The 17,422-nt window shown below is 63.5% G+C and carries 11 protein-coding genes; 10 read left to right on the top strand and 1 reads right to left on the bottom strand.

Features of this window, described 5'->3' with window-relative positions; translation table 11 throughout:
- Positions 1 to 232: 232 nt before the first annotated feature.
- The 10 genes from BQ8482_RS19795 to BQ8482_RS19750 all read left to right on the top strand — a co-directional run bounded on the left by BQ8482_RS19795 (position 233) and on the right by BQ8482_RS19750 (position 15,056).
- Positions 233 to 838 carry a putative glycolipid-binding domain-containing protein gene (locus tag BQ8482_RS19795; RefSeq protein ID WP_244602890.1) on the top strand — a complete coding sequence of 202 codons (606 nt, stop codon included), beginning with the start codon at positions 233 to 235 and terminating at the stop codon, positions 836 to 838.
- Positions 839 to 1,046: 208 nt separating this feature from the next.
- A complete protein-coding gene (locus tag BQ8482_RS19790; protein ID WP_123149160.1) occupies positions 1,047 to 2,300 on the top strand; it encodes an aspartate kinase in 1,254 nt (417 codons plus the stop codon).
- A gap of 181 nt (positions 2,301 to 2,481) precedes the next feature.
- The gene (ptsP, locus tag BQ8482_RS19785; RefSeq protein WP_123149159.1) at positions 2,482 to 4,752 is read left to right on the top strand and encodes a phosphoenolpyruvate--protein phosphotransferase; all 2,271 of its coding nucleotides are present in this window, start codon (positions 2,482 to 2,484) and stop codon (positions 4,750 to 4,752) included.
- A gap of 306 nt (positions 4,753 to 5,058) precedes the next feature.
- Complete coding sequence (gene prfA / locus BQ8482_RS19780) at positions 5,059 to 6,138, top strand: peptide chain release factor 1 (protein ID WP_123149158.1); 1,080 nt, start codon at positions 5,059 to 5,061, stop codon at positions 6,136 to 6,138.
- Complete coding sequence (gene prmC, locus BQ8482_RS19775; RefSeq protein ID WP_123149157.1) at positions 6,131 to 7,021, top strand: peptide chain release factor N(5)-glutamine methyltransferase; 891 nt, start codon at positions 6,131 to 6,133, stop codon at positions 7,019 to 7,021. Before prfA ends, prmC begins: the two co-directional genes overlap by 8 nt.
- A 301-nt stretch (positions 7,022 to 7,322) precedes the next feature.
- Entirely contained in the window at positions 7,323 to 8,315 is a 993-nt protein-coding gene (locus tag BQ8482_RS19770) for a DUF4167 domain-containing protein (RefSeq protein WP_123149156.1), read from the top strand.
- 223 nt (positions 8,316 to 8,538) lie between these two features.
- Positions 8,539 to 11,145 (top strand): ATP-dependent chaperone ClpB, encoded by a 2,607-nt coding sequence (clpB, locus tag BQ8482_RS19765; protein WP_123149155.1) that lies wholly within the window; start codon positions 8,539 to 8,541, stop codon positions 11,143 to 11,145.
- Between the two features lie 44 nt (positions 11,146 to 11,189).
- Entirely contained in the window at positions 11,190 to 11,552 is a 363-nt protein-coding gene (locus BQ8482_RS19760) for an MmcQ/YjbR family DNA-binding protein (protein WP_123149154.1), read from the top strand.
- Between the two features lie 250 nt (positions 11,553 to 11,802).
- Positions 11,803 to 13,290, top strand: coding sequence for a L,D-transpeptidase family protein (locus BQ8482_RS19755; RefSeq protein WP_123149192.1), 1,488 nt, complete (start codon positions 11,803 to 11,805; stop codon positions 13,288 to 13,290).
- Positions 13,291 to 13,490: 200 nt separating this feature from the next.
- The gene (locus BQ8482_RS19750; protein ID WP_123149153.1) at positions 13,491 to 15,056 is read left to right on the top strand and encodes an MFS transporter; all 1,566 of its coding nucleotides are present in this window, start codon (positions 13,491 to 13,493) and stop codon (positions 15,054 to 15,056) included.
- Positions 15,057 to 15,077: 21 nt separating this feature from the next.
- Here the strand turns inward: BQ8482_RS19750 and BQ8482_RS19745 are convergent, their stop codons facing one another.
- Positions 15,078 to 17,039, bottom strand: a complete 1,962-nt coding sequence (locus BQ8482_RS19745) for a M23 family metallopeptidase (RefSeq protein WP_165848637.1) — start codon at positions 17,037 to 17,039, stop codon at positions 15,078 to 15,080.
- Between the last annotated feature and the right edge of the window lie 383 nt (positions 17,040 to 17,422).

Below are 17,422 nucleotides of genomic sequence, written 5' to 3'. Positions count from 1 at the left end.
GGGCGCAAAACCGGATACCACTTTTGCTGATCGCGCTCTGGTGCGCTAGGAAGTCGGTCGCGAGGCAGCGAATGTCAAGGCAGCAATTTCGCCTGTCGACAGAGCAGTGCTGATGATGCCGGGCGGTGCCGACTGCGATCTGTCAGCATGTGGCAGCTCGATACGCCTCACGGCGGAAACAAAATTATTCCGGCGGACGAAGGAGAGGCGTTGCTTTCAACGGGAGGAGACCATGATGCGAAGCGTAGCTTCGATCCTTTGGCGCCGACTTGACCTCGAGGGCCATGACGCCTGCGTGCTGTCTGAAATTGGCCTGCTGTCTGAATCTGGCCAACCTTCGGAAACGGACGGTGGGCGCAGCCTCAGAGGGCAAGCGCTTTTCGTCCAGGACGGCAAGCCGTGCAGCATTGCCTACGAGGTGACCTGCGATGCCGGCTGGCATGCACGATCGGCGCACATCGAGGGCTTTCTCGGCACACAAGATCTGCAATATGCGATTGAACGACTTGCCGACGGCGGATGGACGCTGAACGGCGAACGCCAAGGAGAAGTCGCTGGCCTCATCGATGTCGATCTCGGCTTCACGCCCGCTACCAACCTGCTGGCGATCCGCCGTTTCGACCTGGAGGTCGGCATGTCGACACAAGCTCCGGCTGCGTATCTGACATTTCCCGAACTCAGGCTGGTGCGCCTCGAACAGACCTATCGGCGTCTCGACGAGGCCCGTTACGCCTATGCTGCGCCCATGTTCGGCTACGATGAGATCCTGAAAGTCTCGCCGGCCGGCTTCGTTGTCGACTATCCGGGCCTGTGGAGAGGCGCAGCGCACCTGGCCTGAAGCCACCGCATGTCGTCGATAGGCATGCGGGCACGCGCTGCCGCCCTCGTCTGTCGCCTTCGTCGCCAGCTGCAACCGGCAGCACGCCTTGCGAAACCCAAAGCATTTGGCTAAGGAGGCCGCGAATTCAGCGGCCGGCCCAGTCGGGCGCTCCCTTTCCGTTTTTTCGGCAGCCGGTCCGGCACCCAGTCAAAGGCATTTCGCTTCCATGGCGCGCATCGTGATGAAATTCGGCGGAACCTCCGTCGCCGACATCGCCCGCATCCGCAATGTGGCGCGCCATGTCAAACGCGAGGTCGATGCCGGCCATGAGGTTGCGGTGGTCGTCTCGGCGATGGCCGGCAAGACCAACGAGCTCGTGCAATGGACGCGCGAAGCCTCGCCCATGCACGATGCACGCGAATATGACGCCGTCGTCGCCTCCGGCGAGCAGGTGACCGCCGGCCTGCTGGCGATCACGCTGCAGAACATGGGCGTCCATGCCCGTTCCTGGCAAGGCTGGCAGATCCCGGTCAAGACCGACAATGCGCATGGCGCGGCGCGCATTCGCGACATTGACGGCGCGTTCCTGATCAAGCGCTTCGGCGAGGGCCAGGTGGCCGTGGTCGCCGGCTTCCAGGGCATCGGGCCGGACAATCGCATCGCGACGCTCGGCCGCGGCGGCTCCGACACCAGTGCTGTCGCCATCGCGGCGGCGGTCAAGGCCGACCGCTGCGACATCTACACCGATGTCGACGGGGTCTACACCACCGACCCGCGCATCGAGCCGAAAGCGCGGCGGCTGGCCAAGATTTCCTTCGAGGAAATGCTTGAGATGGCCTCTCTCGGCGCCAAGGTCCTGCAGGTACGCTCGGTCGAGCTTGCCATGGTGCACAGGGTGCGTACTTTCGTGCGGTCGTCCTTCGACGATCCCGACGCGCCCGGAATGGGGGATTTGCTCAATCCGCCCGGAACGCTTATTTGCGACGAGGAAGAGATCGTGGAACAGCAGGTCGTCACCGGAATTGCCTATGCCAAGGACGAAGCGCAGATTTCATTGCGCCGTGTCAGCGACCGGCCGGGCGTCGCCGCCGGCATTTTCGGGCCGTTGGCCGAGGCCAACATCAACGTCGACATGATCGTTCAGAACATTTCCGAGGACGGCAAGTTCACCGACATGACCTTCACCGTGCCGTCCGGCGATGTCGACAAGGCGCTTGCCGTGCTCGAGCGGCTGAAGACCACGATCGGCTACGACGTCGTGCAGTCGGAAGCCGGCATGTCGAAGGTCTCGGTCATCGGCATCGGCATGAGGAGCCATGCGGGCGTCGCCGCCACCGCCTTCAAGGCGCTGGCCGACAAGGCGATCAACATCCGCGCGATCACGACCTCCGAGATCAAGATTTCGATCCTGATCGACGGTCCCTACACCGAACTTGCGGTTCGCACTTTGCATTCCGTCTACGGTCTGGATAAGCAGTAGCAGACTGCATCGGCCCGAGAATCGGAGTCGATTTTCGGAAAGCACGATGCAGCAGATCGAAAGTCTCAGAGCGTCCTTTGGCGTCCAATTGGACGCACGGCGCTCTAATTGAGTTGTTGCGTGAGCGCCGGCCGCGGGAGAAACTGCGGCGGGCAAAATGTCCATTGGAGAACAAGCCGCGATGCGTGATACGGCCAGTGGCCCGCGCGTTTTGCTGAAACGGCTCCGCGAGCTCATGCAGGAGCCGCTGGAGCCGCAGGAGCGGCTCGACCGCATCGTGCGCGATATCGCCGCCAACATGGTCGCCGAGGTGTGCTCGCTCTATGTGCTGCGCGCCGATTCGGTGCTCGAACTCTATGCCACCGAGGGTCTGAACCCGAACGCCGTCCATCTGGCGCAGCTCAGGCTGGGGGAAGGCCTCGTCGGCACGATCGCGGCGTCAGCACGGCCGCTCAATCTCTCCAATGCGCAGGAACATCCAGCCTTCGCCTACCTGCCGGAAACGGGGGAAGAGATCTACAATTCCTTCCTCGGCGTGCCAGTGCTCAGGGCAGGGCGCACGCTTGGTGTTCTGGTCGTCCAGAACAAGACCATGCGCCACTATCGCGACGACGAAGTCGAGGCGCTGGAAACGACGGCGATGGTGATCGCCGAGATGATCGCCACCGGCGACCTTGCCCGGCTGACCCGGCCCGGGCTCGAACTCGACCTGCGCCGCCCGGTGAGCTTTACCGGCCTGTCCTTCAACGAGGGTGTCGGGCTCGGTCATGTCGTGCTGCACGAGCCGCGCATCGTCGTCACCAATCTGTTCAACGAGGACAGCGATGAGGAGATCAAGCGGCTCGATGCATCCCTTGGTTCGCTCCGGCTCTCCATCGACGATATGCTGGAACGCCGCGAAGTCGCTTTCGAAGGCGAGCACCGCCAGGTGCTCGAAGCCTATCGCATGTTCGCCAACGACAGCGGCTGGGTGCGCCGGCTGGAAGAGGCGATCCGCAACGGCCTGACGGCGGAAGCGGCGGTGGAAAAAGTGCAGAGCGACATGCGTGCCCGCATGCTGCACATGACCGATCCGTATCTGCGCGAGCGAATGAGCGATTTCGACGATCTCGCCAACCGGTTGCTGCGCCAGTTGATGGGGCGCGGGCCGGACGATGTTGCGGCCTCGCTGCCGAAGGACGCCATCATCGTCGCCCGCTCGATGGGGGCCGCCGAACTGCTCGATTATCCCAGAGACAAGCTGCGCGGGCTGGTGCTCGAGGACGGCGCGGCGACCAGCCATGTCGTTATCGTGGCGCGGGCCATGGGCATACCGGTCGCGGGCCAGATGAGGGGCGCCGTTTCCATGGCGGAAAACGGCGACGCCATCATTGTCGACGGCGAGGAAGGCGCGATCCATCTGCGCCCTCAGCCCGACCTCGAAGCCGCCTATGCCGAAAAGGTCCGCTTCCGGGCGCGGCGGCAGGAGGTCTACCGCGAACTGCGCAAGAAGCCGTCCGTGACCAAGGACGGCGTCCAGGTCGACCTTTTGATGAATGCGGGCCTAGCCGTCGATCTGCCGCAGCTTGCCGAGGCTGGCGCCGCCGGCATCGGCCTGTTCCGCACCGAGCTGCAATTCATGGTCGCCTCGACCTTTCCACGTGCGGAAGCCCAGGAACGGCTCTACCGCGACGTGCTCGACACGGCGCGCGGCAAGCCGGTGACCTTCCGCACCATCGATATCGGCGGCGACAAGGTGCTGCCCTACTTCAAGGACACGATCCAGGAAGAGAACCCGGCGCTCGGCTGGCGCGCCATCCGCCTGACGCTCGACCGGCCGGGCCTGTTGCGCACCCAGATCCGCGCGCTTCTGAAGGCCTGCGGTGGGCGTGAACTGAAGCTGATGCTGCCGATGGTGACGGAGCTCGGCGAGATCGCACAGGCGCGCGAGATCATCGATCGCGAGGTGCGGCATCTGTCGCGTTTTGCCCATCATCTGCCGACCAGCCTGAAGCTCGGGGCCATGCTGGAAGTACCGTCGCTGCTGTTCCAGCTCGACGAGCTGATGAAGGCCGTCGATTTCGTCTCGGTCGGCTCGAACGATCTGTTCCAGTTCGTCATGGCGGTCGATCGCGGCAACACGCAGCTCTCCGACCGCTTCGATGCGCTGTCGACGCCGTTCCTGCGCGTTCTGAAGCAGATTGCCGACGCCGGGGTGCGCAATCAAACCCCGGTGACCTTGTGCGGCGAACTGGCCGGCAAGCCGATCTCGGCGATGGCGCTGATCGGCCTTGGCTACCGGTCGATCTCGATGTCGCCGGCTTCGATCGGTCCGGTCAAGGCGATGCTGACGGAACTGCCGCTGGCCGAACTGGAGACGTTCTTCGACGACAATCTCATGGCGCCGGTCCAGGGGTTGCCGATGCGGGCGCTGCTGCAAGCCTTTGCCGACGACCGCTCCATTCCGTTATAGATTCACGTGAGGGCGGCCTGCAAATGTCGATTTTCTGCGCTTCCGGTGCTCATGTACCTAGAGCGATTCATCGTTTCACGGAAACGCCGAACCGCTCTATCTCTTTGTTTTTGCGCAATTTCGGACGGAAAACCGCTTCACACTTTTCCTGGAATTGCTCTAAATGTACATTCCGCTCCGGCCTTCGCCGGCCGAAGCCCTCATCGATGCCTCCGCCCTATGAAGGCTACGGCCGGCGTAGGCCGGTTCTCGAAACTCGCCGTTTTCGGCTCGCCCTGACGTGAATCTTATCTAAGTTCCAGGACTATGATCAACCTGCCCCGCGACCGTATGGATCAAGTCGTCAAGCGTTTCGACATGCTCGAAGCGCAGATGTCGGCCGGGCCGGCGGCGGACGCCTATGTCAAGATGGCGTCGGAATATGCCGACATCCAGGAGATGGTGGCAAAGATCAGGGCGCTGCGGACCGCCGAGGATGAACAGGCCGACTTGCAGGCGATGCTCGCCGACAAAAGCACCGATGCCGAGATGCGGGCATTGGCCGAGGCCGATCTGCCCGAGGTCAGGGAACGCATCGAGGCGCTGCAAAGGGACATCCAGATCCTGCTTCTGCCCAAGGATGCCGCAGACGACAAGAACGCCATCCTCGAAATCCGCGCCGGAACCGGCGGCGACGAGGCGGCTCTCTTTGCAGGCGACCTGTTCCGCATGTACGAACGCTACGCCGCGGCACGCGGCTGGCGTTTCGAGACGGTGTCGGCCAGCGAGGGCGAGGTCGGCGGCTACAAGGAAATCATCGCCACTATTTCGGGCAAGGGGGTCTTTGCCCATCTGAAATTCGAGTCCGGTGTGCATCGTGTGCAGCGCGTGCCGGCGACCGAGGCCGGCGGGCGTATCCACACCTCGGCGGCGACGGTTGCAGTGCTGCCCGAAGCGGAAGAGGTCGACATCGACATCAGGGCCGAAGATATCCGCATCGACACGATGCGCGCCTCGGGTTCGGGCGGCCAGCACGTCAATACCACCGATTCGGCGGTGCGCATCACCCATCTGCCGACCGGCATCATGGTGGTGCAGGCGGAGAAGTCGCAGCACCAGAACCGGGCGAAAGCCATGCAGATCCTGCGCGCCAGGCTTTACGACCTCGAGCGCAGCAAGGCTGACGAGGAACGCTCCGAATCGCGCAAATCGCAGGTCGGTTCCGGCGATCGCTCGGAGCGCATCCGCACCTATAATTTCCCGCAGGGCCGCGTCACCGACCATCGCATCAATTTGACGCTCTACAAGCTCGACCGGGTGATGATGGGCGAACTCGACGAGATCGTCGACGCGCTGATCGCCGATCACCAGTCGAAGCTGCTCGCCGATATCGGCCTCGATGGCTGACAGTCTGCCCGGGACGCTCGGGCCGCTGCTGAAAGCGGCGCGGGCACGCCTTGCCGCGGCGTCAGTCGCCGATCCGGCGCTGGATGCAAGGCTGATCGTCGAACATCTTTCCGGCACGACCCGCACACAAGCCATCGCCGATCCCGAATGCACGGTCGATGCCTGCGCGATTGCCGCGATCGATGCAGCCTTGAAGCGGCGGATTGCCGGTGAGCCGGTGCATCGCATCCTCGGCCATCGCGAATTCTACGGCTTGCGCCTGTCGCTGTCACCGGAAACGCTGGAGCCGCGACCGGACACCGAAACGCTGGTCGAAGCGGTGCTGCCCTTCGTTAGGGCGACAGCGGAACGGCAAGGCCAATGCCGCATCCTCGATCTCGGCACCGGCACCGGCGCGATCGCGCTGGCGCTGCTCAGCGCCGTTCCGGCGGCGGTCGCCACCGGTGTCGATATTTCGCAAGGCGCGCTGGCGACCGCCATGCGCAATGCCGGGGAATTGGGGTTAGCCGACCGGTTCCAGGTGCTCAAATCCGACTGGTTCGAAAAAGTTTTTGGCCGATACCATGTAATTGCCGCTAACCCGCCCTATATAGCGTCCATAGACATTGAAAATCTGCAGGACGAAGTCCGCGATTTCGATCCACGCCAAGCCCTCGATGGCGGCGTGGACGGTCTGAGTCCCTACAGGATCATCGCCGCCGAGGCGGCAGGTTTTTTGGAAGCCAAGGGCAGGATTGCGGTCGAGATCGGCCACACCCAACGCAAAGAGGTCACGGGCATATTCTCCGCAGCCGGCTATATGCCGGCGGGGGTATTCCGAGACTTTGGCGGAAACGAGAGGGTTCTGATCTTTGAACTGACAAAGGAACTGACAAAGCCGTGATGCAGTGCAAAAAAAGCGCTTGGCAATGCCGGGGAATGCGGCTAGGGTCGCCTTAACCGGATGAGACGAAGCAGGCAGTGCTCTTAGCGATTCGGTTTCCTTGGAAATAGCTGCCTTCTTGCGCAAACGACGCCCAAGCTTCGTGCGGGAATCGTCCGACAAGTGATGTAACCGGAACAGGATGAGACGTGGCGCCAACGCAATCGATGCGGGCGAACGCCGGTGAAGAACGAGACGGCTGGCTGCATGAGCGCCTCCGTGCGTGAACAATTTTCGAAAATTTCAAAATGAAGAGAGTCGAATGAGGCCACAACAGCAGAACAGGCGCATGCGCGGTCGCAACAACAATGGCGGCGGCAATAACAACAACAACAACCGCAAGGGCCCAAATCCCCTGACGCGCAACTACGAGAGCAACGGTCCGGACGTGAAGATCCGCGGATCGGCTCAGCAGATCGCCGAAAAATACGCAACCCTTGCCCGTGACGCGCAAAGCTCCGGCGACCGGGTGATGGCGGAAAACTATCTCCAGCACGCCGAGCACTACAATCGCATCATCGCTGCCGCGCAGGCGCAGCTACCGATCCAGAGCGCTCAGCAGAACCGCGACGATTTCGACGATGACGGGGACGAAGATCGCGACGAGTTCGACAATGCCGGCAACAGCAATGTCGGTGAGACTGCGGCTCCGGTGGTCAACCAAGGTGGCGGCCCGCAGCCGGTCATCGACGGCACGCCGGCCGAGTTGGCGTTCAACCAGGAAAGCGCCCGTGATAATCGCGATAACCGTGGCCGCGATAACGATGGACGCGACAACGGTGGGCGCGACAACAATGGCGGCCGCCATCGTGACCGTCGCCCCAATGGCGGCTACGGCCAGAACGCCCAGCGCGGCGAATACGGTGCGCGCGGCGAGCAGGGCGGACAACGCGACGATCAGAACCGGCGCGACGATCTGAACCGGCGCGGCGATCAGAGCCGGCGCAACGAGACACCGGTACAGAACGAGACGCCCGTACAGGCGGAAACTGTGTCTCCGGTCGAGCCGGTCTCTGTGACCGAACCCGCGCCGCAGTTCGAAAATTTTTCGCCGGCGGCTCTCGCTGCCCAGGCCGAGATGAACGAAGCAGCCGCCGAAAGCGGCGCTGCCCGCCGCCCCAGGCGTCCGCGCCGCCCGCGCGTCAATGCTGATCAGGTGGATGGCGGTAACGACAATGCTGGCGCTGATAACGTGAATGCAGCGCCGGCGGAAGACGCCGGTGGCGAGCCCGCCATCATCGACGTCAACAACTGATCGAGCAAGGCTTCAGACATTCTTGGACGGCGGAGAGAAATCTCCGCCGTTTTTGTTTTGCGCGCCCGGGCAATATTATGCATTCACCATTATTGGGACGTCTTGAGGGTCCGTGGCTTGCGCCCCATATCTCGCGTGAACAGGACCCGGCTCGAACGGGCGGGTCCGTCACCGCAATCTGATCCGGTGCCGCAAAGCGGGCCGGTGACGGAAGGAGACAGAGATGAACCTTGAAAAATATTCCGAGCGCGTGCGCGGCTTCATCCAGTCCGCGCAGACCTTGGCGCTCTCGCGCAACCACCAGCAATTCACCCCCGAACATATATTGAAAGTGCTCGTCGACGACGACGAGGGCTTGGCCGCGTCGTTGATCGAGCGCGCCGGCGGCAGCGTCCGCGACGTCAAGCTTGGCGTCGAGACGGCACTTGAGGCAATGCCCAAGGTGGAAGGCGGCAACGGCCAGCTCTATCTGGCGCAGCCGCTGGCCAAGGTATTCTCGACCGCCGAGGAACTGGCCAAGAAGGCCGGCGACAGCTTCGTCACGGTCGAGCGGCTGCTGACGGCGCTGGCGGTCGAGAAATCCGCCAAGACCGCCGACATCCTGACCAAGGCCGGCGTGACGCCACAGGCGCTGAACCAGGTGATCAACGACGTCCGCAAGGGTCGTACCGCCGATTCGGCGAGCGCCGAGCAGGGCTATGATGCGCTGAAGAAGTACGCGCGCGACCTGACTTCCGACGGCCGCGCCGGCAAGCTCGACCCGGTCATCGGCCGCGACGACGAGATCCGCCGCACCATCCAGGTGCTGTCGCGCCGCACAAAGAACAATCCGGTGCTGATCGGTGAACCCGGCGTCGGTAAGACGGCGATCGCCGAAGGGCTGGCGTTGCGCATCGTCAACGGCGACGTGCCGGAATCGCTCAAGGACAAGCAGTTGATGGCGCTCGATATGGGGTCGCTGATCGCCGGTGCCAAATATCGCGGCGAATTCGAGGAGCGGCTGAAGGCGGTCCTTTCGGAAGTTACCGCTGCCGCCGGCGGCATCATCCTGTTCATCGATGAGATGCACACGCTGGTCGGCGCCGGCAAGGCGGATGGCGCCATGGATGCGTCGAACCTGCTGAAGCCGGCGCTGGCACGCGGCGAACTCCACTGCGTCGGCGCAACGACGCTCGATGAATACCGCAAGCATGTCGAGAAGGACGCCGCCCTTGCCCGCCGCTTCCAGCCGGTCTTCGTCAATGAGCCGACGGTGGAAGACACCGTCTCCATCCTGCGCGGCCTGAAGGAAAAATACGAGCAGCACCACAAGGTGCGCATCTCGGATTCGGCGCTGGTCGCGGCAGCGTCGCTGTCCAACCGCTATATCGCCGACCGCTTTCTACCGGACAAGGCCATCGACCTTGTCGACGAGGCCGCGTCGCGGCTCCGGATGCAGGTCGATTCGAAGCCCGAAGCGCTGGACGAGATCGACCGCCGCATCATGCAGCTCAAGATCGAGCGTGAGGCGCTGAAGGTCGAGCAGGACGACGCGTCGAAGGACCGGCTCGCCCGCCTCGAACAGGATCTTTCCGCTCTGGAAGAGGAATCGACCGAACTGACCTCGAAATGGCAGGCCGAGAAGCAGAAGCTCGGGCTCGCCGCCGACCTGAAGAAACAGCTCGACGAGGCGCGCAACGAGCTCGCCATTGCCCAGCGCAAGGGTGAATTCCAGCGCGCCGGCGAGCTTGCCTATGGCCAGATTCCGGAACTGGAAAAGAAGTTGAAGGCAGCCGAAGCCCAGGACGGCAAGGTCGGCATGGTCGAAGAGGTGGTCACCCCTGATCACGTCGCCCATATCGTGTCGCGCTGGACCGGCATTCCGGTCGACAAGATGCTGCAAGGCGAGCGTGACAAGCTGCTGCGCATGGAAGACGAGATCGGCAAGCGCGTCGTCGGCCAGGGCGAGGCGGTGCAGGCCGTGTCGAAAGCCGTTCGCCGCGCACGCGCCGGCCTGCAGGATCCGAACCGGCCGATCGGCTCATTCATGTTCCTCGGACCGACGGGCGTCGGCAAGACCGAACTGACCAAGGCGCTCGCCAGCTTCCTGTTCGACGACGAGAGCGCCATGGTGCGCATCGACATGTCGGAATTCATGGAGAAGCACTCGGTCGCCCGGCTTATCGGCGCGCCTCCCGGCTATGTCGGCTATGAGGAAGGCGGCGCGCTGACCGAAGCGGTGCGGCGCCGGCCCTATCAGGTCGTGCTGTTCGACGAGATCGAGAAGGCGCATCCGGACGTGTTCAACGTGCTGCTGCAGGTGCTCGACGACGGCCGTCTGACCGACGGGCAGGGCCGTACGGTCGATTTCCGCAACACGCTGATCATCATGACGTCGAACCTCGGCGCCGAATATCTGGTCAATCTCGGCGAGAACCAGGACGTCGATGTCGTCCGCGACGAGGTGATGAGCGTCGTCAGGGCGTCGTTCCGGCCGGAGTTCCTCAACCGCGTCGACGAGGTGATCCTGTTCCACCGACTGCGCCGGCAGGATATGGGCCGCATCGTCGAGATCCAGCTCAAGCGGCTGGAAAGCCTGCTCGTCGATCGCAAGATCACGCTTTCGCTGGACCAGGAGGCGATCGACTGGCTGGCCGCCAAGGGCTACGATCCGGCCTATGGCGCGCGGCCGTTGAAGCGGGTGATGCAGAAGGACCTGCAGGATCCGCTGGCGGAGAAGATCCTGCTCGGCGACGTCCTCGACAGTTCGACCGTCAAGGTCACCGCCGGTTCCGACCGGTTGAACTTCCGCTCGAAGCCGACAGTCGTGGCGACCGAGGCGGCGGCCTGATTTCGAGCCCGCCACGTGATTAGACACTAAACGGTGGGGCGCAGATGACGCTGGATGACTACAACAGCTTCTGCGCCTCGCTGCCTGCGGCGAGCCACGTCGTCCAGTGGGGCGGCGCCCATGTCTGGAAGGTCGGAGCCAAGGTCTTTGCGATCGGCGGTTGGAGCGAGGGCAAGGAGCCGTTCGTCACCTTCAAATGCTCCGACATCGCTTATGACATCTTGAAGGAACAGCCGGGCCTTCGGCCCGCGCCCTATCTTGCCTCACGCGGCATGAAATGGATCCAGCGCCAGACAAGCCAAAGCATGGACGATGACGCGCTGAAGGACTATCTGCGCGAAAGCCATCGCCTTGTCGTGCTCAAGCTGACGAAGCAGGCGCGCAAGGAATTGGGACTCGCCACCTAGCTATGTTGCTCTCACCGCCAGAAATCCGCCATCTTCATGCCCGGTTCATGTTGGAACCTTATGGTCGGTAACTGATTTGCTGGCGAAGGGGTTCGCTGCCGCATAGGCCCTAAAATCGAATTCGATTTTCGGAATGCATGACGCGGAGATTTTAAGTGTTAGAGCGTCCTTGCGCGTCCGAAGGGACGCGCGGCGCTCCAAAGTGACAACGCCGGGCGGCGGCAATTATGGACTGGAGAATTTGCCCAACATGTTCCGCACGATCTTCACCCTTTCGGCGCTTGCCGCCGGGCTGCTTTCTTCGAGCGCAATGGCCGCGCCGACGGAAGACATCGCGCCGCGATCTGCCCGTGCGGCCGATGCCGGTGGCGTGCTGGTCGCCCAGAACGGCGATTTCGACGTCTATTACGACGCCAGGGGAAACCGCGTCATCGTCGATGCGGAAACCGGCAAGGTCCTCGCTATCCAGCCGCCGCAGACCAGGTTCGACCGCCGCGCGCTCCGCCGCGAGCGCTTGCGCAATCTCGGACCGGTCGAGGACGACCGCTATTATCTCGACGACCCGGAAGACGCGGCGCGCTTGCGCCGCAGGCAATTGGAGGAGGAAGGCCTGATCGTCGTACCGCCGGTCGACGAAGTCGTACCGCCGGTCGACGAATACGATCCCTACAGCGACAATTCGGTGGAAGCTTTTCCCGAAGCACCGCGCGATGACGGCAGCTATGGCAACGATTATCCGGAAGCGCCGCAGCCGATAGAGCCGCGCACCGTCAAGCGCCAGCCGCTCGACGAGGCTTCGATCGAACCGGTCGAGCCGACGGCGCCGGGCGACCAGGCGGCACTGCCGCCAAAGATCGGCGGCGAGACCGTTATTGATCCGTCGCTTTCACTCGGTGCACGCCAGGATGTTGCTGCGTTGCAAGTGCTGCTCGACCGCGCCGGCGCTTCGCCCGGCGTCGTCGACGGGCGCTTCGGCTCGAATGTCGACAAGGCGCTCGCCGCCTACAACGAGATCACCGGCGGCAATCTGCGGTCGACCGATGTGGTCGGCATCCAGGCGGCCCTTGAGCAGTCCGGCGGCGATGCCTTCGCCTCCTACAACATCACGCCCGAGGATGCGGCCGGCCCCTATGTCGCCTCGGTGCCGGAAGATTACAGCCAGAAGGCGCAGCTCGACCGGCTGAGCTACACCTCCGTCACCGAAGCGCTGGCCGAGCGGTTCCATATGGACGAGAACTATCTGAAGGCGCTCAATCCCGAAGCGAACTTCAACCGTCCCGGCACGGTCATCAAGGTCGCCAATTTCGGCAGGCTTGTGGCGAATCCGGTGGCAAGCATCATCGCCGACAAGGGCAAGAAGCAGGTCCGCGCCTATGACGCGTCGGGCAAGCTAATCGCGGCCTATCCAGCCACCATCGGCTCGGCGGACACGCCTTCACCCACCGGCACGCATGCGGTGTCGCGGGTCGCTCTCGACCCGAACTACACCTACAACCCGAACATCAATTTCAAGCAGGGCGAAAACAACAAGATCCTGACCATCCCGCCGGGCCCGAACGGCCCCGTCGGCTCGGTCTGGGTCGCACTGGACAAGCCGACCTACGGCATTCACGGCACACCCGACCCCTCCAAGATCGGCAAGACCGAAAGTCATGGCTGCGTGCGGCTGACCAATTGGGACGCGCGCGAACTGGCAAAAATCGTGTCGCCGGGCGTCACGGTGGAATTCATCGACTGAGCGCCCTATCCCAAATCATCGCGCAGCCCTGGGTCAACCCGGGAGCAGGCTCTTTGGGCGACGTATTAATCGGCCGATGATCCTTGGCAAGCGAAGGAGCCGCGATCCGGCGGCGCAGAAGTCCCCATCCTGTTCTGGTTTCAACGACAACAACCCTCTGGCTGGTTGTTGCCGGCGCAGAGGAGGTCTAAGCAAGCTTCATGCGTTCTCCAAGCGAAGTCGGCGCCGAAGCCGTCCCACTGGTCAGGCCGCTCCCGGCCGATACGTTTTGCCCGCAATCGCGGCGCAGCTTCGTGCTGATCGCGGCGATCCTGGCTTCCGCGCTCGGCTTCATCGACGGTTCGATCCTGGCCATCGCCACCCCGGCGATCCGCGTCGATCTTGGCGCCAGTTTCGCCGAGGCGCAGTGGATTTCGAACGCCTATGCGCTGACGCTTTCGGCACTCATCCTTGTCGGCGGCGCCGCCGGCGACCGTTTTGGCCTGCGGCATGCTTTCGTGGCAGGCATCGCGCTGTTCATTGCCGCCTCGCTTGCCTGCGCGGTGGCGCCGAACCCGCCGGTGCTCATTGCGTTTCGCGCCATTCAGGGCATCGGCGCCGCCATCATGGTGCCGGGCAGCCTCGCCATTATCGCCAAAGCCTATCCGAAGAAGGAGCGCGGCAGGGCGATCGGCATCTGGGCGGCGGCCTCGGCGCTGACGACGGCGCTTGGCCCGGTGCTGGGCGGCGTTGTCTTGTCGGCCTTCGGCGACGGCATCTGGCGGGCGATCTTCGCGGTCAATCTGCCGCTTGGTCTTGTCTCGATCTACCTTCTGCTCGCCAAGGTCCCGGCCGACGCACCGACGGAAAAGCGCAGCCTCGATCTCGGTGGCGCTGCCCTCGCCACCTTGGCGTTCGGCGCGCTTGCCTACGGTTTAACTTCGATGAGCAGCGAAGGCGAGGTGCAAATGTCCGGCCCGAGCATCGCCGCCGGCGCGGTGCTGCTCATCGTATTCATTGCCTTCGAGCGCCGGCAGCGCGAACCGATGATCGATCTCTCGCTGTTTCGGGTCGGCGCCTTCGCCGGCGCCAATGTGGCGACCTTCTTCCTCTATTTCGCGCTATCGGCCAATCTGTTCTACCTGCCGATGCTGCTGATCGCCGGATGGGGGCTGAGCGCCGCCGAGGTCGGCTTCATCTTCCTGCCGCTATCGGTCTTGATCGCGCTGTTGTCGGGGCCGGTCGGCCAGTGGTCCGACCGGATCGGTCCGCGTTTTCCGATCGCCAGCGGCAGCCTCGTCGTCGCTGTCGCCTTTGCCGGGCTTGCTTTGCTGGCCTATGCCGGCATCCACAGTTTCTGGTGGGGAGTGTTTCCGCTGATGGCGCTGATGGGGCTCGGCATGGCGCTGGTCGTGTCGCCGCTGTCGACGGCGGTGATGACGGCGGTCGGGGACAAGGATACCGGTGCTGCTTCGGGAATCAACAATGCCGTCTCGCGCATTGGCGGCCTGATCGCGGTGGCGGCGATGGGGTCACTGGCGGCCTGGATCTATGCGGCAGCGCTGAATAGCGGTGCCGCATCCGGCATTCCGGGTTTCGGCGAACCGGCGCCGGCGGGCCTGGCACCGGATCTCGATGCAGCAAGGCTTGCCGCCAGCGACGCAGCGTTCGCAGCCGTCGCCTTGGTGACGGCGCTGCTTTGCCTGCTCTCGGCAATCGTGGCGTGGACGACTGTTTCCGGCGAACGACTGCCATGGCCGCGTGGATCTGAAACTTCGCAGAGCTGAGGAACCCGGAAAGGCTCCGGCTCAGCCTTCGATTTTGGCGCTCGCGACCTTCAGCGAATCACTGTCTTCCTGCTTGAGCAGATCATCGATGCGCCCGCGCTCGCGCTTGAAGGCGACGAGGTCGTCGCCCTTCAGCACCTTGCCGACCGGCAGGCGAACGCGCATCGGATCGACCTTGGTGCCGTTGACGATCAGCTCGTAGTGGAGGTGCGGACCGGTGGCGAGGCCGGTCTGGCCGAGAAAGCCGATGGTCTGGCCTTGGCGGACGCGCACGCCCGGCGCGATGCCTTTGGCAAAAGCGCTCTGGTGATTGTAGGAGGTCTCGTAGCCATTGGCGTGGCGGATGATGATCTGTTTGCCATAGCCACCGGCCCATCCGGCCTTTTCGACGACACCGTTGCCGGAGGCGATGATCGGCGTGCCGATGGAGGCTGACCAATCGACGCCGGTGTGCATGCGCACATAGCCGAGGATCGGATGCCTGCGGGCACCGAAGCCGGAGCGAAATTTTCCCGCGGGCAGGGGATTGCGCAGCAGGAACTGCTGGGCGCTGCGGCCGTCCTCGTCGAAATAGTCGGTGCTGCCGTCCTGCATCTGGAACCGGTAGAAATTGCGCGTCGTACCGCCGAAGCTCGCCGAGACATAGAGCAGCTCGGATTCGTCGGATGCCCGGTCGTCGCCGTCCGGCTGCGAGAACAGGACCTCGATGCGGTCCGACGGACTGAGCCGCGACTGGAAATCGACACCGGACGCCAGGAGCTTGATCAGCCGCTTGGTCATCGCCTTGGACATGCCGTAGGAGTAGGCGGCGCGGTAGATGCCGTCATAGACGTTCGGCAGATTGCCGCGCACCACCACCGGCGGCGAATCATCGAAGGCAGTCAGCAATTCGGGATTGGGCTCCGGCTCCTGCGCCGGCACATGTTGGCCGTGATCATCGAGCGCGATGGTGACGATATGCTGGGCCCTGTCGTAGATGCCGGTGCGAACGACCTTGGCGGCGTCGCCATGGATCTCGAGGCCGACGCGCAGCACGGTTCCCGCCTTGAGCGCTGTCGCATTCAGCAATTTGGCGATCGCCTCGGCCATGCCGGTGGCGTCCTCGCCCGTATAGCCCGAATCGGCGAAGGCCTCGACTATGTCGCGGTCCCTGGTGAAGGGGATGATCTCCTCGGCGAAGGCCGGCGCCTGATCGTCGGGGGCAGCACGCGGCGACACCGAGACGTTTTCCGGGACGATCCTGACGTCGTAGGACCCGGCCATGCTCTCGGCGAATGCATCGCCGAATCGCTGCGGGTCGACATAATGCAGCGATGCGACCTGCACGGCGCCGTCGCTCAGGCCCGTGCCGGCCTGGCGCACCACCTTTTCCACCTCGTCGGCGGACAAATCACTCTTTTCGTCGAAGGCCGCCGTCTCGATCGGGAAATCGACCGTCTTCAGGCTCATCTCGCTTTCGACCTTGGCGCCATAGATCTGGCCGGCGGCGGCGGTCGCCGGCTGACCGGCATTGCCGTTGCGGTCGTCGCCAAACACCTGCATGGGGTTGAAAGGCGGATAGGCGCGGCTGGTCGTGTGCCCGGCGGCAAGCGCCATCTTGATCTGCACGAAAGGCATGGTGTGGATGACGTCGCGGTCACCGACCTTGGTCACCATCGACACTTCCATGCGCCGGCGGTCCTTGGCCTTGGCGATCTGGCGCGGCGCCACCAGCCTGGTGGTCTTGGCGATCTCGCCGGAATCGTCGCCTCTTGCAAGGCTGATCAGTTCGGCGATCTCGGGCGGCGTTGCCAATTGCTGACGGCCGTCAAGGGCTGCGAACAGCGCCACGCCCATCAGCACGCTCGACGTCACGCCCGTAAGAAAAGTGCCCGACAGCCAGCGCGCCGAAACCTCGCGCCGGTCGGGCGGGCCACTGCGACCGTCCGCAATCAGCGGCGGCTCGTTGCCGAGTTCGGCTATGACATTTTCCGTATCTGGCATCCAGAAAGGCTGCTTCTTCCCCGGGCGGGACGGCTTGTCGCTTTTGTTGTGGCCATGACATTTGCCTGTCACGGCGGGCGAAGTCAACGAAGCGCCTGGCTTCGGCCGAGATCCCCAGTCATACTTCTCTCTTAGTGGCTCTCTTACAGTCTCTTATAAGGCGCCGCGCCGGTGGTGCATGCGCCGGCTTCGTTGGCCTTGGTGTCAAACCGCAATGCGGCGGCAATAGGGCTCCGTGGCGGTGGTCGGCTTTGTTATCCCCATGCCGCCGCGGAAGTCGGCTACCGAAAATCGGCGCCGCAATCTTTCGTCGCAAAAAATTCAAAAAAGACGGAAATGGTTGTTGACACTTTGGACGGCTGCCGACTATATACGCCTCACCA

This window comes from Mesorhizobium delmotii, from assembly GCF_900149755.1.
Taxonomy (GTDB): Bacteria; Pseudomonadota; Alphaproteobacteria; order Rhizobiales; family Rhizobiaceae; genus Mesorhizobium; species Mesorhizobium delmotii.
Note: the sequence above shows the minus strand (reverse complement) of the source record. Positions and strands in the feature narration are given on the sequence as shown.